The sequence below is a fragment of the Pseudomonas sp. GGS8 genome (assembly GCF_024168645.1).
In the GTDB taxonomy this organism is placed as follows: Bacteria; Pseudomonadota; Gammaproteobacteria; order Pseudomonadales; family Pseudomonadaceae; genus Aquipseudomonas.
In genome coordinates this window covers 17,204-41,186 of the sequence record NZ_JALJWF010000001.1, presented here as the reverse complement: position 1 = coordinate 41,186, position 23,983 = coordinate 17,204, and the positions used below count along the sequence as shown (strand labels likewise).

General features: G+C 58.2%; 20 protein-coding genes. 15 read left to right on the top strand and 5 right to left on the bottom strand.

Going from position 1 to position 23,983, the window contains the following annotated elements; all coding sequences use genetic code 11:
• Positions 1-91: 91 nt before the first annotated feature.
• The 5 genes from J3D54_RS00160 to J3D54_RS00140 form a co-directional block, all read right to left on the bottom strand.
• Entirely contained in the window at positions 92-1,018 is a 927-nt protein-coding gene (locus J3D54_RS00160; protein WP_253416203.1) for a GGDEF domain-containing protein, read from the bottom strand.
• Between the two features lie 374 nt (positions 1,019-1,392).
• Positions 1,393-2,133: a YciK family oxidoreductase gene (locus J3D54_RS00155; RefSeq protein WP_253416202.1), complete on the bottom strand. Its 741-nt coding sequence runs from the start codon at positions 2,131-2,133 to the stop codon at positions 1,393-1,395.
• A 208-nt stretch (positions 2,134-2,341) separates the two neighbouring features.
• The gene (gene mupP, locus J3D54_RS00150) at positions 2,342-3,013 is read right to left on the bottom strand and encodes an N-acetylmuramic acid 6-phosphate phosphatase MupP (protein ID WP_253416201.1); all 672 of its coding nucleotides are present in this window, start codon (positions 3,011-3,013) and stop codon (positions 2,342-2,344) included.
• A gap of 4 nt (positions 3,014-3,017) precedes the next feature.
• The gene (ubiG, locus tag J3D54_RS00145; protein WP_019650491.1) at positions 3,018-3,716 is read right to left on the bottom strand and encodes a bifunctional 2-polyprenyl-6-hydroxyphenol methylase/3-demethylubiquinol 3-O-methyltransferase UbiG; all 699 of its coding nucleotides are present in this window, start codon (positions 3,714-3,716) and stop codon (positions 3,018-3,020) included.
• 71 nt (positions 3,717-3,787) lie between these two features.
• A complete protein-coding gene (locus J3D54_RS00140; protein ID WP_253416200.1) occupies positions 3,788-5,122 on the bottom strand; it encodes a TRZ/ATZ family hydrolase in 1,335 nt (444 codons plus the stop codon).
• Between the two features lie 109 nt (positions 5,123-5,231).
• Here J3D54_RS00140 and mtnA point away from each other — a divergent pair, with 109 nt between their 5' ends.
• The 15 genes from mtnA to J3D54_RS00065 all read left to right on the top strand — a co-directional run bounded on the left by mtnA (position 5,232) and on the right by J3D54_RS00065 (position 23,891).
• Positions 5,232-6,308 (top strand): S-methyl-5-thioribose-1-phosphate isomerase, encoded by a 1,077-nt coding sequence (gene mtnA / locus J3D54_RS00135; protein ID WP_253416199.1) that lies wholly within the window; start codon positions 5,232-5,234, stop codon positions 6,306-6,308.
• 416 nt (positions 6,309-6,724) lie between these two features.
• Positions 6,725-9,394: a DNA gyrase subunit A gene (gyrA, locus tag J3D54_RS00130; RefSeq protein ID WP_253416198.1), complete on the top strand. Its 2,670-nt coding sequence runs from the start codon at positions 6,725-6,727 to the stop codon at positions 9,392-9,394.
• 266 nt (positions 9,395-9,660) lie between these two features.
• Positions 9,661-10,746: a 3-phosphoserine/phosphohydroxythreonine transaminase gene (gene serC / locus J3D54_RS00125; RefSeq protein ID WP_253416197.1), complete on the top strand. Its 1,086-nt coding sequence runs from the start codon at positions 9,661-9,663 to the stop codon at positions 10,744-10,746.
• Complete coding sequence (gene pheA / locus J3D54_RS00120; protein ID WP_007899727.1) at positions 10,746-11,840, top strand: prephenate dehydratase; 1,095 nt, start codon at positions 10,746-10,748, stop codon at positions 11,838-11,840. Before serC ends, pheA begins: the two co-directional genes overlap by 1 nt.
• A 12-nt stretch (positions 11,841-11,852) precedes the next feature.
• Entirely contained in the window at positions 11,853-12,965 is a 1,113-nt protein-coding gene (hisC, locus tag J3D54_RS00115) for a histidinol-phosphate transaminase (RefSeq protein WP_253416196.1), read from the top strand.
• A 28-nt stretch (positions 12,966-12,993) separates the two neighbouring features.
• Complete coding sequence (locus tag J3D54_RS00110) at positions 12,994-15,201, top strand: bifunctional prephenate dehydrogenase/3-phosphoshikimate 1-carboxyvinyltransferase (protein WP_253426435.1); 2,208 nt, start codon at positions 12,994-12,996, stop codon at positions 15,199-15,201.
• Positions 15,198-15,887, top strand: coding sequence for a (d)CMP kinase (cmk, locus tag J3D54_RS00105; RefSeq protein ID WP_007939921.1), 690 nt, complete (start codon positions 15,198-15,200; stop codon positions 15,885-15,887). The genes J3D54_RS00110 and cmk overlap by 4 nt, the downstream gene beginning before the upstream one ends.
• Positions 15,888-16,006: 119 nt before the next feature.
• Positions 16,007-17,698: a 30S ribosomal protein S1 gene (rpsA, locus tag J3D54_RS00100; protein ID WP_018929851.1), complete on the top strand. Its 1,692-nt coding sequence runs from the start codon at positions 16,007-16,009 to the stop codon at positions 17,696-17,698.
• A 218-nt stretch (positions 17,699-17,916) separates the two neighbouring features.
• The gene (locus J3D54_RS00095; RefSeq protein ID WP_253416195.1) at positions 17,917-18,195 is read left to right on the top strand and encodes a hypothetical protein; all 279 of its coding nucleotides are present in this window, start codon (positions 17,917-17,919) and stop codon (positions 18,193-18,195) included.
• Between the two features lie 149 nt (positions 18,196-18,344).
• The gene (ihfB, locus tag J3D54_RS00090; RefSeq protein WP_003369729.1) at positions 18,345-18,641 is read left to right on the top strand and encodes an integration host factor subunit beta; all 297 of its coding nucleotides are present in this window, start codon (positions 18,345-18,347) and stop codon (positions 18,639-18,641) included.
• Positions 18,642-18,668: 27 nt separating this feature from the next.
• Complete coding sequence (locus J3D54_RS00085; RefSeq protein WP_253416194.1) at positions 18,669-18,908, top strand: LapA family protein; 240 nt, start codon at positions 18,669-18,671, stop codon at positions 18,906-18,908.
• A 227-nt stretch (positions 18,909-19,135) separates the two neighbouring features.
• On the top strand, positions 19,136-20,212 hold the full coding sequence (rfbB, locus tag J3D54_RS00080; RefSeq protein WP_253416193.1) for a dTDP-glucose 4,6-dehydratase: 1,077 nt from the start codon (positions 19,136-19,138) through the stop codon (positions 20,210-20,212).
• Complete coding sequence (gene rfbD, locus J3D54_RS00075) at positions 20,209-21,102, top strand: dTDP-4-dehydrorhamnose reductase (protein ID WP_253416192.1); 894 nt, start codon at positions 20,209-20,211, stop codon at positions 21,100-21,102. Before rfbB ends, rfbD begins: the two co-directional genes overlap by 4 nt.
• Positions 21,099-22,001, top strand: a complete 903-nt coding sequence (rfbA, locus tag J3D54_RS00070) for a glucose-1-phosphate thymidylyltransferase RfbA (RefSeq protein ID WP_253416191.1) — start codon at positions 21,099-21,101, stop codon at positions 21,999-22,001. Before rfbD ends, rfbA begins: the two co-directional genes overlap by 4 nt.
• 447 nt (positions 22,002-22,448) lie before the next feature.
• The gene (locus J3D54_RS00065; RefSeq protein WP_253416190.1) at positions 22,449-23,891 is read left to right on the top strand and encodes a mannose-1-phosphate guanylyltransferase/mannose-6-phosphate isomerase; all 1,443 of its coding nucleotides are present in this window, start codon (positions 22,449-22,451) and stop codon (positions 23,889-23,891) included.
• Positions 23,892-23,983: the final 92 nt, after the last annotated feature.

Genomic DNA, 23,983 nt, shown 5'->3' with positions numbered 1-23,983 from the left:
AGGCTGCTTAACATTCAACCCGGAGGGTGAATGTTAGAACGCTATCGCGAGCAGGCTCGCTCCCACATTGGTTATTGGGACCGCTGATGACTCAGCCAGCCATCGTCAACCGGTTACGCCCCTCGCGCTTGGCCACATACAGCGCACTGTCGGCTCGTCGTAACAGGCTCTCGGCGGACTCGCCGGGCAGCAGGGTCGAGCATCCCAGGCTGACCGTCAGTTCGATGGTCTTGCCTTCGGCCACATAGTCCTGAGCCTGCGCAGCAAGCCGCAGTCGTTCGCCGACCATGGCCGCGGCTTCCCGGCTGGTGTTGGACAGCAGGATCATGAATTCTTCGCCTCCAAACCGGAACACCATGTCCACGTTACGCAGCTGGCTTTTGATCGAAGCTGCGACGGCCTTGAGCACTTCATCGCCAGCGCTGTGCCCGTAGGTGTCGTTGATCTGTTTGAAGTGATCGATGTCCAGCATCAGCAGCGACAGAGGTTGCGAGTGTCGGCGCGACATCTCGATTTCCCGTTGCAGCGTCTGATCCATCGCGATGCGATTGCCGGTGTCGGTCAGCGGGTCGCGCAAGGCGCTTTGGGTGGCGGCACGGTAGAGCAGGGCATTGCGCATCGGGTAAAGAAGCGCTGATAACAGCGACTCCAGATGGCCTTGCTCTTCATCGCTGAAACGCTGATTGCGACGGAACACCAGTTCACCCAATTGCTCGCCTTCATGACTGAGGCTGTAGCTGATCGAATGATGGCCTCGCTGGCCGAACTGCAGGCGCAAGTCGCTGGGCTGATGCTCATAACTCAAGGCATCCAGCGGTACAAGGCGCTGAATTTCACGGAAGAAAAGTCCGAGAATGCGTTGCGGCTCAAGACTGGTTTGCAGTTGCAGGCCCAGCTCCTGGCGCAACTGCGCAAGACTGACGGGCCGCTCCATAAGGGGAGGCTGCTGACCAAAGCCCAGGCGTTGCAATTTGGCACTGTCGAAGTCAATTGCGTTGGTCTGGGAAGGTGATTTCATATGGCGTGAGCCCCTAAGCAGTAAGGCTGTCTTACAGGCTGGGTGAGAGCGGCTTTGGGCTGCGCGTCATACTGGTCCATCAGTCCCGTAGGACGTATGGCACGAGTTTAGTCCGCTTTGCCGAAGATTAGTAACCTCTCGGCTCACGCTCTGCCCCGTCTGCTTTCACACGGCGTGTCTGAGCAAAATTAGAGCGAAAGTCATGCCATTCGGTTCAGTTGGATAAAAAGTGTTCTAAATCAATAGGGCTGAGGGTTTTGCGAAGGATGGTGCCGGGGGTGTTGACATTTATTTGACTTGAATCAGTGGCAGTTATCACCGACTTTGCGTGCCGCGACGGGAAGTCGACGCGGCACAAAAGCGACGCACGGGCATTACTGAGCGTCGAACGCCTGGCCATTGATGCCGCTACTGTCCGGACCCATCAGGTACAGGTAGACCGGCATGATCTCCTCGGGTGTCGGGTTGTTCAGCGGATTTTCCCCAGGGTAGGCCTGAGCGCGCATGCTGGTGCGGGTGGCGCCGGGGTTGATGCTGTTGGAGCGCACGGGGGCCACGGTGTCCACTTCGTCGGCCAGGGTTTGCATCAGGCCTTCGGTGGCGAACTTGGATACGCCGTAAGCGCCCCAATACGCACGCCCCTTGCGACCGACGCTGCTGGAGGTGAACACCACCGAAGCGTCCTGCGACAGCTTGAGAAGCGGCAACAGGGTGCTGGTGAGCATGAACATGGCGTTGACGTTGACTTGCATCACACGCATGAAGTTCTCGCCGGACAACTGCTCGATCGGCGTGCGTGGGCCGATGATCGACGCGTTGTGCAGCAAGCCGTCGAGGTGGCCGAATTCGGTTTCGATCATGGCCGCCAGTTCATCGTATTGATGGGGCAGGGCAGTTTCCAGGTTGAACGGGATCACCACCGGTTGTGGATGCCCGGCCGCTTCGATTTCGTCGTAGACCTGAGTCAAATTGGCTTCGGTCTTGCCCAGCAGTAATACGGTGGCGCCATGAGCCGCGTAGGTTTTTGCAGCGGCGGCACCGATGCCGCGGCCTGCGCCGGTAACCAGGATGACTCGATCCTTGAGCAATTCAGGACGGGCGGAATAATCAAACATAAAAACCTCAACACAATTCAACGGTAGGCAGGCATCGGATCTGTGGCAAGAGCGCTTATTGTGGCGAGGGGGGCTTGCCCCCGTTGGGTCGCGAAACGGCCCTCCATTCGCTACCTTCAGCCAGACCGTGTTCTCTGGATTTACGACTGCTTCGCAGCCGAACGGGGGCAAGCCCCCTCGCCACAAATGCTTCCTGTTGTCAGTTAGATCAGCAACTGCACAAAGCGCTATCCAGCACTTGGCGCAACTCCAGCGGATGATCGACCACCACATCCGCGCCCCAATGCCGGGGGTTATCGTCCGGATGAATATAGCCATAGGTCACGGCGGCTGTTTTGGTGCCGGCATCTCGTCCGGACTCGATATCGCGCAGATCATCGCCGACAAACAGCACACTGGCCGGGTCGAGGTCGAGCATCTTGCACGCCAGGATCAACGGCTCCGGGTCCGGTTTGCTGTTCTTCACATGATCCGGGCAGATCAGCAGCGCCGAACGCTCGGCCAGCCCCAGTTGTTGCATGATCGGTTCGGCGAAGCGCAGCGGTTTATTGGTGACCACGCCCCAGATCAGGTTGGCCTTCTCGATGTCGACCAACAATTCGCCCATGCCGTCAAAGAGCTTGCTGTGCACCGCACAACCTTTGACATAGCGCTCCAGAAATTCCAGGCGCAGCGCTTCGAAGCCCGGCGATTCCGGGTCCATGGAAAAGGTCACCGCGACCATCGCCCTGGCGCCGCCGGAGATCTCGTCGCGGATGTGCTTGTCGTTCATTGGCGGCAAACCACGCTCAGCGCGCATCGCCTGGCAGATGGCGATGAAGTCCGGCGCGGTGTCGAGCAGGGTGCCGTCCATGTCGAAAAGAACTGCTCTGATTCGCATCGGCTTACTCCTCGCGCAGGGTCTGAATCATGTAGTTGACGTCGACATCGGCTGCCAGTTTGTAGTGCTTGGTCAGTGGGTTGTAGGTCAGGCCGATGATGTCCTTGACGGTCAGGCCGGCCATGCGACTCCAGGCACCGAGCTCGGAAGGGCGGATGAATTTCTTGAAGTCGTGAGTGCCGCGCGGCAGCAGCTTCATGATGTATTCGGCGCCGACGATGGCGAACAGATAGGCCTTCGGGTTGCGGTTGATGGTGGAGAAGAACACCTGGCCGCCAGGTTTGACCATGCGGAAGCAGGCGCGGATCACCGAGGACGGATCTGGCACGTGTTCGAGCATTTCCAGGCAGGTGACCACGTCGAATTGCTCAGGCATTTCTTCAGCCAGCGCTTCGGCGGTGATTTGCCGGTACTCGACATTCACGCCGGATTCCAGCTGATGCAATTGCGCGACTGCCAGCGGCGCTTCGCCCATGTCGATACCCATGACGGTAGCCCCGCGTTGGGCCATCGCTTCACTGAGGATGCCGCCGCCGCAACCGACGTCGAGGACTTTCTTGCCGGCCAGATTGACGCGTTCGTCGATCCAGTTGACCCGCAGCGGGTTGATGTCGTGCAGCGGTTTGAACTCGCTTTCGCGGTCCCACCAACGATGGGCCAGGGCTTCGAATTTGGCGATTTCGGCGTGGTCGACGTTGCTCATGGTGTCAGTCCTCTAAAACTTGAAAAATTCTGTTGCCCCGGTTTTGGTCCAGGGTGCTTACAATTCGGTGCTTACGATTCGGTGTGGCCGCTGATGCGCCTGCCCCAGGCCTTGGCGGTGGCGCACAGTTGCGCTTCATCCAGGCGGGTCAGGCGGCGGTCATCGAGCAGTTGCTTGCCGGCGACCCAAAGGTGTTTCACGCAGTCGCGGCCAGTGGCATAGATCAGTTGCGAAACCGGGTCGTAGACCGGTTGCTGCGCCAGACCCGACAGGTCGAACGCGACGAGGTCCGCCGCCTTGCCGACTTCCAGTGAACCGGTATCAGCTTCGATTCCCAGCGCGCGGGCGCCGTTGAGTGTGGCCATACGTAGGGCGCGATGGGCGTCCAGCGCGGTGGCCGAGCCGGCGACCGCCTTGGCCAGCAATGCGGCAGTGCGGGTTTCGCCGAGCAGGTCCAGGTCATTATTGCTGGCCGCGCCATCGGTGCCGACCGCCACATTGACTCCGGCCTGCCACAAACGCTCGACCGGGCAGAAACCGCTGGCCAGCTTCAGGTTCGACTCCGGGCAATGAATCACATTGGTGTTACTTTCTACCAGCAGCGCCAGGTCTTCATCGCTGATCTGGGTCATATGGACGGCCTGGAAGCGCGGCCCGAGCAGGCCCAGGCGGCGGAGGCGGGCCAGCGGACGTTCGCCGCGCTGCTCCACCGACTGCTGCACTTCGAAGGCGGTTTCGTGGACATGCATATGAATCGAGGCCTCCAGTTCTTCGGCGATCACCCGGATTTTTTCCAGGTTTTCGTCGCCCACGGTGTACGGGGCGTGGGGGCCGAAGGTGACTTTGATCCGTTCGTGATGCTTGAGATCACCGAATAATTCGACGCCCTGACGAATGGCTTCATCCGCGGTGTTGGCGCCTGGAATCGGGAAGTCGAGGATCGGAATGGCGATCTGGGCGCGAATGCCGCTGTTATGTACGCGTTCGCTGGCGACCTTCGGGAAGAAATACATGTCAGAGAAGCAGGTGATGCCACTTTTGATCTGCTCGGCGATGGCCAGGTCCGTGCCGTCGCGTACGAAAGCTTCGTCGACCCATTTGGCTTCGGCCGGCCAGATGTGGTTTTCCAGCCAGGTCATCAGCGGCAGATCGTCGGCCAGCCCGCGGAACAGCGTCATTGCTGCATGGCCGTGGGCATTGATCAGGCCAGGGCTGAGCAGCATGCCTGGCAATTCGCGGACTTCACTTGCATTAAGCTTCAAGGCTGCTGTGCGTGGGCCGATAAATACGATACGACCGTCGCGGATACCCAGGGCATGCTCTTTAAGGACCACGCCAGCCGGTTCGACGGGGACCAGCCAGGTCGGCAGCAATAATAGGTCGAGCGCAGCGGTGGGGGTCGGCATCGTAGAGTCGGTTCCAGTGCTTTTGTAAAGGATGGCGAAGTATACCCGAGCGTCTTCGCGGGGGGATCGCTATAATCGGCGGCTTTTGTTCATGAGTGCGGGGTGTAGGATGCGCGATCGACTGTTGGCTGCGGAGAAGGTGAAGGCCATCGATTGGCGTGATGGCGCACTGTACCTGCTGGATCAGCGTATTTTGCCGTTCGAGGAAACCTGGATTGCCTACACCAGCGCTGCGGGTGTGGCTGAAGCCATTCGCTCGATGGTGGTGCGCGGTGCGCCGGCCATTGGCATCAGTGCGGCCTATGGCGTGGTGCTGGCGGCCCGCGCCCGATTTGCCGAGGGTGGCGACTGGCAAGCGGCGCTGGAAGAGGATGTCGCGCTGTTGGCCGACTCCCGTCCGACCGCGGTCAACCTGTTCTGGGCGTTGGGCCGGATGCGTGAGCGGCTTGAGCGCCTGAAGGAGCACGCCGATCCGCTGGCGGTGCTGGAGGCTGAGGCCATCGCCATCCACGAAAGCGATCGCGAAGCCAACCTGACCATGGCCCAGCTGGGGGTCGACCTGATCCGCAAGCATCAGGGCAATGCCCAGGCGATCCTCACGCACTGCAACACCGGCGCACTGGCCACCGGTGGTTTCGGCACGGCACTGGGGGTGATTCGCGGGGCGTTCATCGAAGGCATGGTCGAGCGTGTCTACGCCGACGAAACCCGGCCATGGCTGCAAGGTTCGCGATTGACTGCATGGGAATTGGCCAATGAAGGTATTCCCGTGACCCTCAATGTCGACTCCGCTGCCGCGCACATCATGAAAACCAAGGGTGTGACCTGGGTGATCGTCGGCGCCGACCGGATCACTGCCAATGGCGATGTGGCGAACAAGATCGGTACCTACCAGTTGGCGGTCAGCGCCATGCATCACGGCGTGCGCTTCATGGTGGTGGCGCCGAGTTCGACCATCGACATGAATCTGGCCAGTGGCGAAGAGATTCCTATCGAAGAGCGTGATGGTCGCGAGTTGCTGGAAGTCGGCGGCAAGCGGGTGGGGGCGGATGTGGAAGCGTTCAACCCGGTGTTCGACGTGACCCCGGCTGACCTGATCGATGCGATCGTCACCGAAAAAGGCATCGTCGAGCGCCCGGACACCGCGAAAATGGCTCAATTGATGTGCCGCAAACGTCTGCATTGATGATCTGTTTTGCCTGAAAAGACGCCATCGCGGGCAAGCCCGCTCCCACAGGTTTTGTGAGCGCTACAGAGCCCTGCTGGAGTGGGCTTGCCCGCGAAGAGGCCCGGAAAGGCAATGAATCAGGCCTGAATTCTTCATTCAATACTGCTCTAAGCCCCTCTCGTCCCTTTCAAGCCTGTCACCGGTCAACTAACTATGCTCCATGCGCATCTGGGGGATAGGTGCGTGGCGGCTCTTGTGATAACATCCGGCGGTTTCCAGGGTAGCCTGATGTGGCTGCCTTTACTGCGCAGATCCATGGCATAACTCGTTGATTTGTCGTAAGTCGGTGCATGGCACTCAGTCTGCATCGGCGAGCTTCGTTCGTCCCATATGGATGTGACGAAGTTTCACCAGAAAAAGGAATCAGGCTTCTCATGGGCGAACTGGCCAAAGAAATCCTCCCGGTCAATATCGAAGACGAGCTGAAGCAGTCCTACCTCGACTACGCGATGAGCGTAATTGTCGGGCGGGCACTGCCGGATGCGCGCGATGGCTTGAAGCCCGTGCACCGGCGTGTGCTGTTCGCGATGAGCGAGCTGGGCAACGACTTCAACAAGCCGTACAAGAAATCTGCCCGTGTTGTCGGTGACGTGATCGGTAAGTATCACCCGCACGGTGATACCGCGGTGTACGACACCATCGTTCGGATGGCGCAGCCATTCTCGCTGCGTTACCTGCTGGTGGACGGCCAGGGCAACTTCGGTTCGGTGGACGGCGACAACGCCGCGGCCATGCGATACACCGAAGTGCGCATGACCAAACTGGCGCACGAGCTGCTGGCCGACCTGCATAAAGAAACCGTGGACTGGGTGCCGAACTACGACGGCACCGAAATGATCCCCGCGGTCATGCCGACCAAGATCCCCAACCTGCTGGTCAACGGCTCCAGTGGTATCGCCGTGGGCATGGCGACCAACATTCCGCCGCACAACCTCGGTGAAGTCATCGACGGTTGCCTGGCACTCATCGACAACCCGGAACTGACCGTCGATGAGCTGATGCAGTACATCCCCGGTCCGGACTTCCCGACCGCCGCGATCATCAACGGTCGCGCCGGCATCATCGAAGCCTACCGCACCGGTCGCGGGCGCATTTACATGCGAGCCCGTTCGATGATCGAAGACATCGACAAGGTCGGTGGCCGTCAACAGATCGTCATCACCGAACTCCCTTACCAGCTGAACAAGGCCCGTCTGATCGAGAAGATCGCCGAGCTGGTCAAAGAGAAGAAGCTCGAAGGCATTACCGAGCTGCGCGATGAGTCCGACAAGGACGGTATGCGCGTCGTGATCGAGCTGCGTCGCGGTGAAGTGCCTGAGGTGATCCTCAACAACCTCTACGCCCAGACTCAGCTGCAAAGCGTGTTCGGCATCAACATCGTTGCGCTGATCGACGGTCGTCCGCGGATCCTCAATCTCAAGGATCTGCTGGAAGCCTTCGTTCGTCATCGTCGCGAAGTCGTAACCCGCCGTACCGTGTTCGAGCTGCGTAAAGCGCGTGAGCGTGGCCACATCCTGGAAGGTCAAGCGGTTGCCCTGTCGAACATCGACCCGGTCATCGCCCTGATCAAGGCTTCGCCGACCCCGTCGGAAGCCAAGGAAGCGCTGATCAGCACGCCGTGGGAATCCTCCGCGGTGGTTGCGATGGTTGAACGTGCCGGTGCCGATTCGTGCCGTCCGGAAAACCTCGATCCGCAATACGGTCTGCGCGACGGCAAGTACTTCCTGTCGCCGGAGCAGGCGCAAGCCATTCTGGAACTGCGTCTGCACCGTCTGACTGGTCTGGAACACGAAAAGCTGCTGGCCGAGTATCAAGAGATCCTCAACCAGATCGGCGAGCTGATCCGCATCCTCAACAGCGCCACGCGCCTGATGGAAGTGATCCGCGAAGAACTGGAAGTGATCCGTGCCGAATACGGCGATGTTCGTCGCACCGAGATTCTCGACGCCCGTCTCGACCTGACCCTGGGCGACATGATCCCGGAAGAAGAGCGCGTCGTGACCATTTCTCATGGTGGCTACGCCAAGACCCAGCCTTTGGCTGCGTACCAGGCTCAGCGTCGTGGCGGTAAAGGTAAATCGGCTACCGGCGTGAAGGATGAGGACTACATCGCTCACCTGCTGGTCGCCAACAGCCACACCACGCTGCTGCTGTTCTCCAGCAAAGGTAAAGTGTACTGGCTGAAAACCTACGAAATCCCGGAAGCTTCCCGCGCTGCCCGTGGTCGTCCGCTGGTCAACCTGCTGCCGCTGGACAGTGATGAATACATCACCACCATGCTGCCGGTCGAGGAATACACCGAAGGTCACTTCATCTTCATGGCCACAGCCAAAGGCACCGTGAAGAAGACCCCGCTGGAATCCTTCAGCCGTCAACGCAGTGTCGGTCTGATCGCGTTGGAGCTGGATGAAGGCGACGTACTGATCTCTGCGGCCATTACCGATGGCGATCGCGAAGTCATGCTGTTCTCCGACGGCGGCAAGGTCACTCGCTTCAAGGAAACCGACGTTCGCGCAATGGGCCGTACCGCTCGCGGTGTCCGCGGCATGCGTCTGCCGGAAGGTCAGAAGCTGATTTCGATGCTGATCCCGGAAGAAGGCAGCCAGATCCTCACCGCTTCGGCGCGTGGTTTCGGCAAGCGCACCGCGATCACCGAGTTCCCTGAGTACAAGCGTGGCGGTCAGGGCGTTATCGCCATGGTCAGCAACGAGCGTAACGGCCGCTTGGTCGGCGCGGTCCAGGTGCTCGACGGCGAGGAAATCATGCTGATTTCCGATCAGGGTACGTTGGTTCGTACCCGTGTCGACGAAGTGTCCAGCCTGGGGCGTAACACCCAGGGCGTGACCCTGATCAAGCTGGCCAGCGATGAAACGCTGGTGGGCCTGGAGCGGGTTCAGGAACCGTCGGAAGTCGAAGGCGAAGAACTGGAAGGCGAAGAGCTTGCAGGTGAAGAGGGTGCAGTGTTCGAGGGTGAAGTCGTGATCGACGATGTTGTCGACGACCAGCAACTGGACGCCGCCGCCGACGAAGAGCCGCAGGAGTAAGCGGGTAAGCAGGGGGCGGATGAAGATTCGCCCCCTTGTTGTTTGTCCCAGTTGAAAATATCGACACCTACGAAGATCCTGTGTGGAAGGGCTTTTGTGGGGGCCGGGCTTGCCCGCGATGCAGACGCCACGGTGTGTCTTGCGTACCGCGGTGATGCAATCGCAGGCAAGCCAGCTCCCACAAAAGCTTGCTCCAGCAAGGTGTTGTGTTGACTGATATCGTGATTTTTATTGCGTGATACCACCAAATCAGAGCGAGATTGGATGTGAGCAAGAGAGCCTATAATTTCTGTGCCGGTCCTGCGGCGCTTCCCGAAGCTGTCCTGAAGCGCGCCCAGGCTGAACTCCTTGATTGGCATGGCAAGGGCCTGTCGGTCATGGAAATGAGCCATCGCAGCGATGAGTTCGTGTCCATTGCCACCAAGGCCGAGCAGGATCTGCGTGATCTGCTGAATATCCCCTCGAACTATAAAGTGCTGTTTCTGCAGGGTGGCGCCAGCCAGCAGTTTGCCCAGATTCCTCTGAACCTGTTGCCGGAAGGTCGCACCGCCGACTATATCGACACCGGTATCTGGTCGCAGAAAGCGATCGAGGAAGCCTCGCGCTATGGTCACGTCAATGTTGCCGCGACCGCCAAGCCTTACGACTATTTCGCTATTCCCGGTCAGAACGAATGGAGCCTGTCCAAGGACGCGGCCTACGTTCACTACGCGCCGAATGAAACCATTGGCGGTGTGGAGTTCCAGTGGATCCCGGAAACCGGTGATGTGCCGCTGGTCGCCGACATGTCTTCGGACATCCTGTCGCGTCCGGTCGATGTTTCGCGCTTCGGCATGATCTACGCCGGCGCCCAGAAAAACATCGGCCCGAGCGGCATCGTCGTGAACATCGTTCGCGAAGACCTGCTGGGTCACGCCCGTTCCATCTGCCCGACCATGCTCAACTACAAGGTCGCGGCCGACAATGGCTCGATGTACAACACCCCGCCGACCCTGGCCTGGTACTTGTCCGGTCTGGTGTTCGAGTGGCTGAAAGAGCAGGGTGGTGTCGAAGCCATCGGCAAGCTCAATGAAGTGAAGCAGCGCACGCTGTACGACTTCATCGACGCCAGCGGCTTGTACAGCAACCCGATCAACAAGTCGGACCGCTCGTGGATGAACGTGCCGTTCCGTCTGGCCGACGACCGTCTCGACAAGCCGTTCCTGGCCGGTGCCGACGAACGTGGCCTGCTGAACCTCAAGGGTCACCGTTCCGTGGGCGGCATGCGTGCCTCCATCTATAACGCCGTCGATATCGTTGCGGTCAATGTACTGGTTTCGTACATGGCAGAGTTCGAGAAGGAACACGGCTAATGTCTGAGCAAGAACTCAAGGCACTGCGCCTGCGCATTGACGCTCTGGACGAAAAAGTCCTGGAGCTGATCAGTGAGCGCGCACGCTGCGCCCAGGAAGTTGCGCGAGTAAAGATGGCCTCGCTGGCCGAAGGCGAAGTGCCGGTGTTCTATCGTCCTGAGCGTGAAGCTCAGGTGCTCAAGCGCGTGATGGAGCGTAACCAGGGGCCGCTGGGCAACGAAGAAATGGCGCGGTTGTTCCGTGAAATCATGTCCTCATGCCTGGCCCTTGAGCAGCCGCTGAAAGTGGCTTACCTCGGTCCTGAAGGTACCTTCACTCAGGCTGCGGCCATGAAGCACTTCGGTCACGCGGTGATCAGCAAGCCGATGGCGGCGATCGACGAAGTGTTCCGTGAAGTGGCGGCCGGTGCGGTGAACTTTGGCGTGGTCCCGGTGGAAAACTCCACCGAAGGCGCGGTCAATCACACCCTCGACAGCTTCCTCGAGCACGACATGGTGATTTGTGGTGAAGTCGAGCTGCGCATTCACCATCACCTGTTGGTCGGTGAAAACACCAAGACCGACAGCATCAGCCGCATCTATTCCCACGCCCAGTCCCTGGCCCAGTGCCGCAAGTGGCTGGACGCGCATTACCCGAATGTCGAGCGCGTGGCAGTGTCCAGCAACGCCGAAGCGGCCAAACGGGTCAAGGGTGAGTGGAACTCGGCGGCGATTGCCGGCGACATGGCTGCAGGTTTGTACGGGTTGACCCGTCTGGCCGAAAAAATCGAGGATCGCCCGGACAACTCCACGCGATTCCTGATGATCGGTAGCCAGGAAGTCCCGCCGACCGGTGACGACAAGACCTCGATCATCGTTTCCATGAGCAACAAACCCGGCGCGCTCCATGAGCTGCTGGTGCCGTTCCATGACAACGGCATCGACCTGACACGCATCGAGACCCGTCCGTCGCGCAGTGGTAAATGGACCTACGTGTTCTTCATCGACTTCGTCGGCCACCACCGCGACCCACTGGTCAAAGGTGTGCTGGAAAAGATCAGTCAGGAAGCAGTGGCACTCAAAGTGCTGGGTTCCTACCCGAAAGCAGTTCTCTAAGGGCGGTAGCAAATGAGTGGCAACTTCCTCGCTCTGGCACAGCCGGGCGTGCAACAACTTTCGCCTTACGTTCCGGGCAAGCCCGTGGACGAACTGGCCCGTGAGCTGAACCTCGATCCGGCCAGCATCGTCAAATTGGCGAGCAACGAAAACCCGTTGGGCGCCAGTCCCAAGGCGCTGGCGGCGATTCGCGAAGCGCTGGCCGAACTGACCCGCTACCCGGACGGCAACGGATTTTCGCTCAAGTCCCTGCTGGCCGATCAGTGCCGCGTCGAGCTGAACCAAGTGACGCTGGGCAACGGCTCCAACGATATTCTGGAGCTGGTAGCGCGTGCCTATCTGGCACCGGGTCTGAACGCGGTGTTCAGTGAGCATGCGTTTGCGGTCTATCCGATCGTGACCCAGGCCGTTGGCGCCCAGGCAAAAGTGATCCCGGCCAAAAACTGGGGTCATGACCTGTCGGCCATGCTCGCCGCGATCGATGCCGATACCCGCGTGGTGTTCATTGCCAACCCGAACAACCCGACCGGGACCTGGTTCGACGCCGAAGCGCTGGATGAATTCCTGCAGGACGTACCGGCCGATGTGTTGGTGGTGCTGGACGAGGCCTACATCGAATACGCCGAAGGCAGCGACTTGCCGGATGGCCTGGATTATCTGGCCGCTTATCCGAACCTGCTGGTCTCGCGCACGTTCTCCAAAGCCTATGGTCTGGCGTCGCTGCGGGTCGGCTACGGTTTGTCCTCGGCCATCGTCGCCGATGTGCTCAATCGCGTGCGCCAGCCGTTCAACGTCAACAGCCTCGCGTTAGCCGCCGCTTGTGCCGCGTTGCAAGACGTCGAGTACCTGGCTGAAAGCCGTCGCCTGAACCAATCCGGCATGCAGCAGCTTGAGGCAGGTTTCCGTGAGTTGGGGCTGAGCTGGATTCCATCCAAAGGCAACTTCATCTGTGTCGATCTGGGTCGCATCGCTGCTCCAGTGTTCCAAGGGTTGCTGCGCGAAGGCGTGATCGTGCGTCCGGTGGCCAATTACGGCATGCCGAACCACCTGCGCATCACCATCGGTTTGCCGGCGGAAAACAGCCGCTTCCTCGAGGCGCTGACCAAGGTTATGGCTCGTGGTTGATGTCACTGCACTGCAATCTGCTGAACCTATGATCGGTCGCCTGGTGGTGGTCGGTCTGGGGTTGATCGGCGGTTCGTTTGCCAAGGGGCTGCGTGAAAGCGGTCTGTGTCGCGAAGTGGTCGGAGTCGATCTCGATCCGCAGTCGCGCAAACTGGCGGTCGAGTTGGGTGTGGTGGATCGCTGCGAAGAAGATCTGGTGGCGGCTTGCCAGGGCGCGGACGTGATTCAGCTGGCGGTACCGATCCTGGCCATGGAGAAACTGCTCGCGCTGTTGGCGGGTATGGATCTGGGGCAGGCGATTCTGACCGATGTCGGCAGCGCCAAGGGCAATGTGGTGCGCGCGGCGACCGCGGCGTTTGGCGGTATGCCGGCGCGTTTCGTGCCGGGGCATCCGATTGCCGGTTCCGAGCAGAGTGGGGTGGAAGCCTCCAATGCCGACCTGTTCCGTCGCCACAAAGTGATTCTGACGCCGCTGGATCAGACCGATCCGGCCGCGCTGGCGGTGGTTGACCGGTTGTGGCGCGAATTGGGCGCCGACGTCGAGCACATGCAGGTCGAGCGTCACGACGAAGTGTTGGCGGCGACCAGCCATTTGCCGCACTTGCTGGCGTTCGGTTTGGTCGATTCGTTGGCCAAACGCAATGAAAATCTTGAGATCTTCCGTTACGCTGCGGGCGGTTTCCGCGATTTCACAAGAATCGCCGGTAGCGACCCGGTCATGTGGCACGACATCTTCCTCGCCAATCGCGAAGCTGTCCTGCGCACACTCGATACATTTCGCAGCGACCTCGACGCCTTGCGCGACGCGGTCGATGCAGGGGATGGGCACCAATTGTTGGGCGTGTTCACTCGCGCCCGGGTTGCCCGCGAGCATTTCAGTAAAATCCTGGCCCGCCGGGCCTATGTGGACGCTATGAATTCCAACGATCTGATTTTCCTGGCACAACCTGGTGGCCGCCTGACTGGGCGGATTCGTGTACCGGGCGACAAATCGATTTCCCACCGCTCGATCATGCTCGGTTCCCTGGCCGAAGGCGTCACCGAAGTGGAAGGTTTCCTCGAGGGCGAAGACGCCCTGGCGACCCTGCAAGCTTTCCGTGACATGGGCGTCGTCATCGAAGGTCCGCACCACGGTCGTGTGACCATTCACGGCGTCGGCCTGCATGGCCTGAAGCCTGCGCCGGGCCCGATCTATCTGGGCAACTCCGGCACGTCGATGCGTCTGCTGTCTGGCCTGTTGGCTGCGCAGAACTTCGACAGCACCCTGACTGGTGACGCCTCGTTGTCCAAGCGTCCGATGAACCGCGTGGCCAATCCATTGCGTGAAATGGGCGCCGTGATCGAGACCGCCGCTGACGGTCGTCCACCGATGACCATTCGTGGCGGCAACAAGCTCAAGGGCCTGACTTACACCATGCCGATGGCCAGTGCTCAGGTTAAATCCTGCCTGCTGCTGGCGGGTTTGTATGCCGAAGGCAAGACCACGGTCACCGAGCCGGCACCGACTCGCGACCACACCGAGCGCATGTTGCGCGGCTTCGGCTACCCGGTGACCGTTAACGGGGCGACTGCCTCGGTCGAGTCCGGCCACAAGTTGACCGCGACCCACATTGAAGTGCCGGGCGATATCTCGTCATCGGCATTCTTCCTGGTAGCGGCGTCGATTGCCGAAGGTTCGGAGCTGGTGCTCGAGCACGTCGGCATCAATCCGACCCGTACCGGCGTAATCGACATCCTGCGCCTGATGGGGGCTGACATCACCCTGGAAAACCAACGTGAAGTCGGCGGCGAACCGGTTGCGGACTTGCGCGTACGGGCAGCTAAACTCAAAGGTATCGATATTCCCGAAGCGCTGGTTCCACTGGCCATCGACGAGTTTCCAGTGCTGTTCGTGGCCGCTGCCTGTGCCGAAGGTCGCACTGTGCTGCGTGGCGCCGAAGAGCTGCGCGTGAAGGAATCGGACCGGATCCAGGTCATGGCGGACGGTCTGCTGGCGCTGGGCGTCAAGTGCGAGCCCACTCCGGATGGCCTCATCATCGACGGCGGCCAAATCGGCGGCGGCGAAGTGCACGGTCACGGCGATCACCGGATCGCCATGGCCTTCAGCGTGGCTTCGCTGCGCGCCACCGCGCCGATCCGCATCCATGATTGCGCCAACGTCGCGACCTCGTTCCCGAACTTCCTCGCGCTGTGTGCGCAGGTCGGTATCCGCGTTGCACAAGAGGCTCAGTCGTGATCAGCATTGCACCGGTCATCACTATTGATGGGCCAAGCGGCTCTGGCAAGGGTACTGTCGCCGGGATTCTGGCCAAGCGCCTGGGCTGGAACCTGCTGGATTCCGGTGCACTTTATCGATTGCTGGCTTTCGCCGCGCATAACCATGGCGTCGACCTGACCAATGAAGAGTTGCTCAAGAAGCTCGCCGCGCATCTGGATGTGCAGTTCATCGCGGCGACCGACGGTCAGTTGCAGCGCATTATTCTGGAAGGCGATGAAGTCAGCGATGTGATCCGTACCGAGAGTGTCGGCTCGGGTGCCTCGCAGGTCGCCGCGTTGCCCGCGGTTCGCGAGGCGCTGCTGCAGCGTCAGCGCGCGTTTCAGGAGGCGCCGGGTCTGGTGGCCGATGGTCGCGACATGGGGACGGTGGTGTTTCCCGACGCACCCTTGAAGATTTTCCTCACTGCCAGTGCCGAGGAGCGTGCGCGTCGACGTTACTTGCAGTTGAAGGGCAAAGTCGATGGTGTTAGTCTGTCGAGTCTGCTAGATGAGATACGTGCACGCGATGAGCGTGACACCCAGCGAGCGGTAGCCCCGCTCAAGCCGGCGGCTGACGCCATACAGCTGGATTCCACGGAATTATCCATCGATCAGGTGCTGGAACGCATCATGAGCGAGATCGCCATTCGCGATATCGCCGGGTGACCAAGAGGGCCGCAGGGGACCAGTCATAGTCCTGCGGAGCTTCTTTTAAATGAAACTAACCCACATCGTCTGGGATGTGGAGATGGGCGTATTCTTCGCCCTTATCAACAGGAATTAAAATGAGCGAAAGCTTTGCGGAACTCTTTGAAGAAAGCCTAAAAACCCTGAACCTTCAGGCAGGCTCCATCATCACCGGTGTTATCGTTGATATCGATTACCAAGCTCGCTGGGTAACCGTTCACGCTGGCCTGAAGTCTGAAGCACTCATCCCGCTTGAGCAGTTCTACAACGACGCTGGCGAACTGAACATCAACGTCGGTGACGAAGTTCACGTTGCTCTGGACTCGGTTGAAGACGGCTTTGGTGAAACCAAGCTGTCCCGTGAAAAAGCCAAGCGCGCTGAATGCTGGATTGTTCTGGAAGCAGCCTTCGCAGCCGAAGAAGTGGTCAAGGGCGTTATCAACGGTAAGGTTAAAGGCGGCTTCACAGTCGACGTTAACGGCATCCGTGCGTTCCTGCCAGGTTCTCTGGTTGACGTCCGTCCAGTGCGCGATACCACGCACCTGGAAGGCAAAGAGCTGGAATTCAAGGTCATCAAACTCGACCAGAAACGCAACAACGTTGTCGTTTCCCGTCGCAGCGTCCTCGAAGCCGAGAACTCCGCCGAGCGTGAAGCTCTGCTGGAATCCCTGCAGGAAGGCCAGCAAGTCAAAGGTATCGTCAAGAACCTCACCGATTACGGCGCATTCGTCGATCTGGGTGGCGTCGATGGCCTGCTGCACATTACCGACATGGCTTGGAAGCGTATCAAGCATCCTTCCGAAATCGTCAACGTTGGCGACGAGATCGATGTCAAGGTTCTGAAGTACGATCGCGAGCGCAATCGTGTTTCCCTGGGCCTCAAGCAACTGGGCGAAGATCCATGGGTTGCTATCAAAGCCCGTTACCCAGAAAGCACTCGCGTTACCGCTCGTGTAACCAACCTGACCGACTACGGCTGCTTCGCTGAGCTGGAAGAAGGCGTTGAAGGTCTGGTACACGTTTCCGAAATGGACTGGACCAACAAGAACATCCACCCTTCGAAAGTCGTACAAGTCGGCGACGAAGTGGAAGTTATGGTTCTGGACATCGACGAAGAGCGTCGTCGTATCTCCCTCGGCATCAAGCAGTGCAAATCTAACCCATGGGAAGATTTCTCTGGCCAGTTCAACAAGGGCGATAAAATCTCCGGCACCATCAAGTCGATCACCGATTTCGGTATCTTCATTGGTCTGGACGGCGGCATCGACGGTCTGGTTCACCTGTCCGACATCTCCTGGAACGAAGTGGGCGAAGAAGCCGTTCGCCGCTTCAAGAAGGGCGACGAGCTGGACACCGTTATCCTGTCGGTTGACCCAGAGCGCGAGCGCATCTCCCTGGGTATCAAGCAACTGGAAAGCGATCCGTTCTCCGAGTACGTTCAAGAGAACGACAAAGGCGCCATCGTTAAAGGCATCGTGAAAGAAGTTGACGCCAAAGGCGCCATCATCACTCTGGCCGACGATATCGAAGCGACTCTGAAAGCCTCCGAAATCAGCCGTGATCGCGTTGAAGACGCGCGCAACGTTCTGAAAGAAGGCCAGGAAGTAGAAGCCAAGATCATCAGCGTTGACCGCAAGAGCCGCGTAATCCAGCTCTCCATCAAGTCGAAAGATGATGCTGAAGAGAAAGAAGCAATCCAGAGCTTGAAAGACAAGCCTGCTGCTGACATCGCTGCTGGTCCTACCACTCTGGGCGACCTGCTGCGTGCACAAATGGAAAAACAGAACTAAGTTCTGTCAGACCATAGAAAAAGGGCGACTTCGGTCGCCCTTTTTTGTGTCTGCGATTTGGTGAATTCCTAATGTGCTGACGCTGCAATATTTCTTTCGTGAAACCAATGATCTACATAAGTTGTCTGTAACTTCATACAGGTCAATCGTCTATTCAAGACTAGGCTTAGTCTGAAGTGAACGACCGCTGGGCAGATGCGTCCAGCATAAGGAAGTGAATGAACAAGCTCATTGTCGTGATAGCAGTACTGACATTGGCAGGTTGTACCACCAGCGCCAAGAGTCACGCAGTGCGCGGAGTCAGTGGTATAGAAATCGATTGTTCTGGGTTGGGCTCGGGGTGGGAGAGGTGTCACAAGCGAGCGGCCAAGGAATGTAAGGGGGCAGGCTATAAAGTCATCGTAAGGTCCGATGACGCCAAGGAAGAAGATGTATTCCCTTTCGGCTTCAATCCCGCGGGCTATCTGACACGCACCATGCTGGTTATCTGCAGGTGAGTGTGTGAGTTCGTCAGTGTTCCGGTGCCCTGAAATCGGGTATCTCATTGCTGGTGAAGATATGTCAAAACTCGGGCTGTTCAAATTCCTCGGGGCATGCTAAAACCTTTGAAGCGCTGATCTAGCTGCTTGAAAAAGAAGGGAAAAATATGACGAAGTCGGAGTTGATCGAACGAATTGTCACCCATCAAGGGCTGCTCTCATCCAAGGATGTGGAGCTGGCCATCAAGACCATGCTCGAGCAAATGTCCCAATGTCTGGCCACTGGTGATCGCATCGAGATCCGTGGTTTTGGCAGCTTCTCCTTGCACTATCGCGCACCGCGCGTAGGTCGCAATCCGAAAACCGGTCAATCCGTCAGCCTCGACGGCAAGTTCGTTCCGCACTTCAAGCCAGGCAAAGAACTGCGCGATCGTGTGAACGAGGATGAGGAGGAAGGGCTTTGACAGCAGCTGCATTTCAAGGAGCCGCTGATGCGTAACCTCAAGCGCGTACTTCTCGCTGTATTTGTCCTGTTGCTCGTTCTGGCGATCCTGGCGTTTGTTCTTGAGAATCAGCAAGGCGTATCACTGTTGTTCCTGGGCTGGGCGGGCCCGCAGTTGCCAGTGTCGCTGATCATGGTAATTGCGCTGCTGATCGGCATGGTGATCGGCCCCATTCTTGGCTGGTTTCTGGGGCGTACGTCCAGAGCCTCACGCAAGCGCCTTGTCTGATTGCGATAAACCCGTTGCAGGCGTGGAGTTTGCTTCACAGCTTGTCCGTATCCATTAGTAAAACCTTCATTAAGCTGTAAAATGCTGCGCTTGGTCGATAGGGCATTCCCTAATCGGTTTAGACTGACTCTGTCAGAAAACCACGACTGGTTTAAAGGCTTTTGCATCCATGGATTGGGCAGAGTGCAATTGGGGGGAGCTGTCAGCGACTTAAGGGTGTGGTTCGCGTGAAAATTCTAGTAACAGGTGGCGCCGGTTTTATCGGCTCGGCAGTCATTCGTCATATCATCCTCAATACAGCGGACTCTGTCGTTAATGTCGATAAGCTGACTTATGCCGGTAATCTTGAGTCGCTGGCCGAAGTCAGTCAGAACTCGCGTTACGAGTTCGAACGCGTCGACATTTGCGACCGTCATCAAGTGGACCGTGTCCTGCGTGAACACCAACCGGATGCCATCATGCATCTGGCCGCAGAGTCCCATGTTGACCGTTCGATCTCCGGTCCGTCCGAATTCATCCAGACCAACATCATCGGCACCTACACCTTGCTGGAAGCTGCACGCCACTATTGGGTAGCACTGGACGATGCGCGTAAAGCCAACTTCCGCTTCCATCATATTTCCACCGACGAAGTCTACGGAGACCTTGAAGGTCCGGAAGACCTCTTCACCGAAACCACGCCGTATCAGCCAAGTTCGCCGTACTCGGCCAGCAAGGCCAGTTCCGATCACCTGGTTCGTGCCTGGAGCCGTACCTACGGCCTGCCGACCCTGGTCACCAACTGCTCGAACAACTACGGTCCTTGCCACTTCCCTGAGAAGCTGATCCCGCTGATCATCCTCAATGCACTGGAAGGCAAGCCGCTGCCGGTCTACGGCAAAGGCAACCAGGTTCGTGACTGGCTCTACGTCGAAGACCACGCCCGCGCACTGTACAAAGTCGTAACCGAAGGCGTTATCGGCGAGACCTATAACATCGGCGGCCATAACGAGAAGCAAAACATCGAAGTGGTGCATGCGCTTTGCGCACTGCTCGACGAACTGCGCCCGGACTCCGCTCATCGTCCACACGCCAGCTTGATTACCTACGTTCAGGATCGCCCGGGCCACGACCAGCGCTACGCGATCGACGCCAGCAAAATCCAGCGCGAGTTGGGATGGGCGCCGGAAGAAACCTTTGAAACCGGTATCCGCAAAACCGTCGAGTGGTACCTGGGCAACGCTGAATGGGTTACTCACGTGAAGAACGGCAGCTACCAGCAATGGATCGATCAGAACTACTCGGATCGTTCGGGCAAGGCATGAAGATCCTTCTGTTGGGAAAAAACGGCCAGGTGGGCTGGGAGCTGCAGCGCTCCCTTGCACCGCTTGGCGAGTTGATCGCCCTGGACCGTCATCCGGTTGATGGCTTGAGCGGCGACCTGTCTGACCTCGACGCGCTGCGTGCGACGATCCGTCAGGTCAAGCCCGATGTTATCGTCAACGCTGCAGCCTACACCGCGGTCGATAAAGCTGAATCTGAGACTGAACTGGCCGACCGCGTGAACGGTCAGGCCAGTCAGGTCATGGCTGAAGAGGCTGCATCTCTGGGGGCGTGGCTGATTCACTACTCGACTGACTACGTGTTCAGCGGTGAAGGCCTGACGCCATGGCAAGAGACAGATGCCGTCGCGCCAGTGAATCACTACGGTGCCAGCAAACTGGCTGGCGAGAAGGCAATTATTGCCTCAGGTTGCAAGCACCTGATCTTCCGTACCAGTTGGGTCTATGGCGCTCGCGGCAACAACTTTGCCAAGACCATGCTGCGTCTGGCCAAGGATCGAGAGACCTTGAGCGTTATCGCCGACCAGATCGGCGCCCCTACCGGCGCAGACCTGATCGCCGACGTGACGGCATTGGCCATTCAGCAAGTGCTGCAGCGTCCTGAATTGGCGGGCCTGTATCACCTGGCGGCGGCTGGCGAAGTGTCCTGGCATGGCTATGCCAGTCATGTGATCGGTTTTGCCAAGGCCAATGGCGAAAAGCTCGCTGTAACGGCGATTAATCCGATAGACACAGCCGCCTACCCAACACCGGCGCGCCGCCCTCTGAATTCCCGATTGAACACTCAGAGGCTGTGCGACGGCTTTTCTCTGCACTTGCCGGATTGGCAAACTGGTGTTACCCGAATGCTTAGGGAAGTTTTGAATAAATGACCACGACAAATCGTAAAGGCATCATCCTCGCTGGTGGTTCGGGCACTCGTCTGCATCCATTGACCCTCGGCGTGTCCAAGCAGATGCTGCCGATCTACGACAAGCCGATGATCTTTTACCCGCTGTCGGTGCTGATGCTCGCCGGTATGCGCGAAATCCTGATTATTTCCACCCCTGAAGACCTGCCGTGCTTTCGCAAGTTGCTGGGTGATGGCAGCCTGTACGGCATCAAGCTGACTTACGCCGAACAGCTTAGCCCGGACGGTCTGGCACAGGCGTTCATCATTGGTGAGGAATTCATCGGCAAGGATCCATGCTGTCTGATCCTGGGTGACAACATCTTTTATGGTCAGCACTTCTCTGACAACCTGCGTGCCGCCAGCGCTCAAGAGCACGGCGCGACCATATTCGGCTATCACGTGTCGGACCCGGAGCGTTTCGGTGTGGTCGAGTTCGACGCTGCCGGCCGAGCCTTGAGCATTGAAGAAAAACCGCTGAAACCAAAATCCAACTACGTGGTGACTGGTCTGTATTTTTACGACAACCAGGTTGTCGAGATCGCCAAGGGCATCAAGCCATCTGCGCGCGGGGAGCTGGAAATCACCGACGTCAACCGTGCGTACCTCGAACAGCAAGCGCTCAAAGTCGAAATGTTGGGTCGCGGCTTCGCCTGGCTGGACACAGGGACACATGATTCATTGCTGGAGGCGAGCCACTTTGTGCATACCATCGAGAAGCGTCAGGGTTTGAAAGTTGCCTGTCTGGAGGAGATTGCCTACAGCAGCGGATGGATCTCTGCCGCTGAGCTGTCTGCTCAAGCGGAGCGTCTCAAAAAAACTGGTTATGGTTCCTATCTGGAAAGGCTTTTGGATGCGCAGGGATTGCCGAGGCTTGAGTGAGACTTGATCGTGGCAGATGATTGATGTTGTTTTGATGGTATTTTTTTAAAAAAAATCGTTTGTTTTCAAATGATTTTCGTATCCTGCCCTCGCATGAGTTATTTATTCCCGGTACTAGCTGTAGAATGGCCAGCAGAATTATCTGACCCCATGCAGCGCTGCAGGCCTCAAATTTATTGGATTTGCACTCCCCGTGATGAAGGGTTCCGACTTGTCGAGATCGCCTCAAAAAATTGAGGCTGCAGGAATACTGATAAGTGGTAGAGCTGGAGAGTGGAGGGGAGGCGTACCCGGTGTAAAATCGACCGGTTTAGATTGATGCTTGGTTGCCACCTTCAGTCGACTCAAGCAAAAAATTTGCATTGCTTACGATGCAAGAATGACCAGAAACATAACTGAGCCCACTTTCTGGATGAATTTGCCGGAAGGGGATTAAGGATTTAGAGCATGGAACTGATTCCCGTAATTTTGTCTGGCGGAGTGGGCAGCCGGTTGTGGCCTGTTTCTCGAGAGGCCCATCCAAAGCCGTTCATGGATCTGCCAGATGGCCAGAATCTAATCCAGAAAACGTTCCTTCGTGCTTCACGTCTGGAAGGTGTTGTGGAGGTCCTTACGGTGACCAACCGTGAGCTCCTGTTCAAGACCGAAGACGAGTACGGCGCAGTCAATACGCTCAAACATTCGCAAGGCTTCATCCTTGAGCCTTTCGGGCGTAATACGGCTGCTGCCGTTGCTGCCGCGGCGCTTCAACTGGAAGCTTCGCATGGCCCCGACGCCCAAATGCTGGTGCTGGCTGCAGACCACCTGATAAAAGACGAAAAAGCATTTGCTGCGGCAGTCGCCAGTGCGGTGACGCTTGCCTCCGAAGGCTGGCTGGTCACCTTTGGTATTCAGCCGACCTACCCTGAAACGGGGTTCGGGTACATCGAAGCTCAAAAAGATGCGCCCCTGAAGGGCGGCCTTAAGGTTGCGCGCTTCGTCGAAAAGCCCAATCTTGAAACGGCTGAAGGCTACGTCAGCGCAGGCAACTACTATTGGAACTCCGGGATGTTCTGCTTCCGGGTCGGCACTGTGCTGGAAGAACTTCGCCAGCATGCCCCTGACGTGGTGGAAGCCGTCAGTAAAACCATTGAAAATTCGCGCCTCACTACCTCTGCTAAATATCGTTGCCTGGCACTTGATGCTGATGCATTCGCAGAGGTTCCGGACATCTCCATCGATTACGCATTGATGGAGCGCTCCTCCAAAGTAGCGACCATTCCTTGTGATATCGGTTGGAGTGACATCGGTTCCTGGAACGCCGTCAGTGAGCTGACCGAGCCTGATGAAAACGGCAACCGTTTCGAAGGCGAGGTGTTGTCCCACAATTCTCGTAACAACTACGTTAACAGTGAGGATCGACTGACTGCGCTGGTGGGGGTTGAGGACCTGCTGGTCATCGATACGCCGGACGCGGTGATGATCGCTCACAAAGATCATGCCCAAGACGTAAAACATATCGTCAATCAGCTCAAGGCGGCCAGCCACACGGTGCATTTGCTCCATCGTACCGTTCATCGCCCTTGGGGGACCTACACCACCCTGGAAAACGGCGAGCGCTTCAAGATCAAGCGCATTGTGGTGAAGCCAAAGGCTTCGTTGTCCTTGCAGATGCACCATCACAGAAGTGAGCACTGGATCGTTGTCAGCGGGATGGCTGTGGTTGTCAACGACCAGCAGGAATTGATGTTGAACACCAACGAGTCCACGTTTATTCGTGCCGGCCACCAGCACCGTCTGATGAACCCGGGTGTTATCGATCTGGTGCTGATCGAAGTGCAGAGCGGTGACTATCTGGGCGAAGACGATATCGTGCGTTTTGAAGACAACTACGGTCGCGTCGATAAGTAACGACACTGAGCCCGATGCGAGCCTCGTGCCTTGCGAGGTTAGCACGCCAATGGCATCAGGCTCTGGCGCTCCATTCTTGCCGTTGCCGCCTC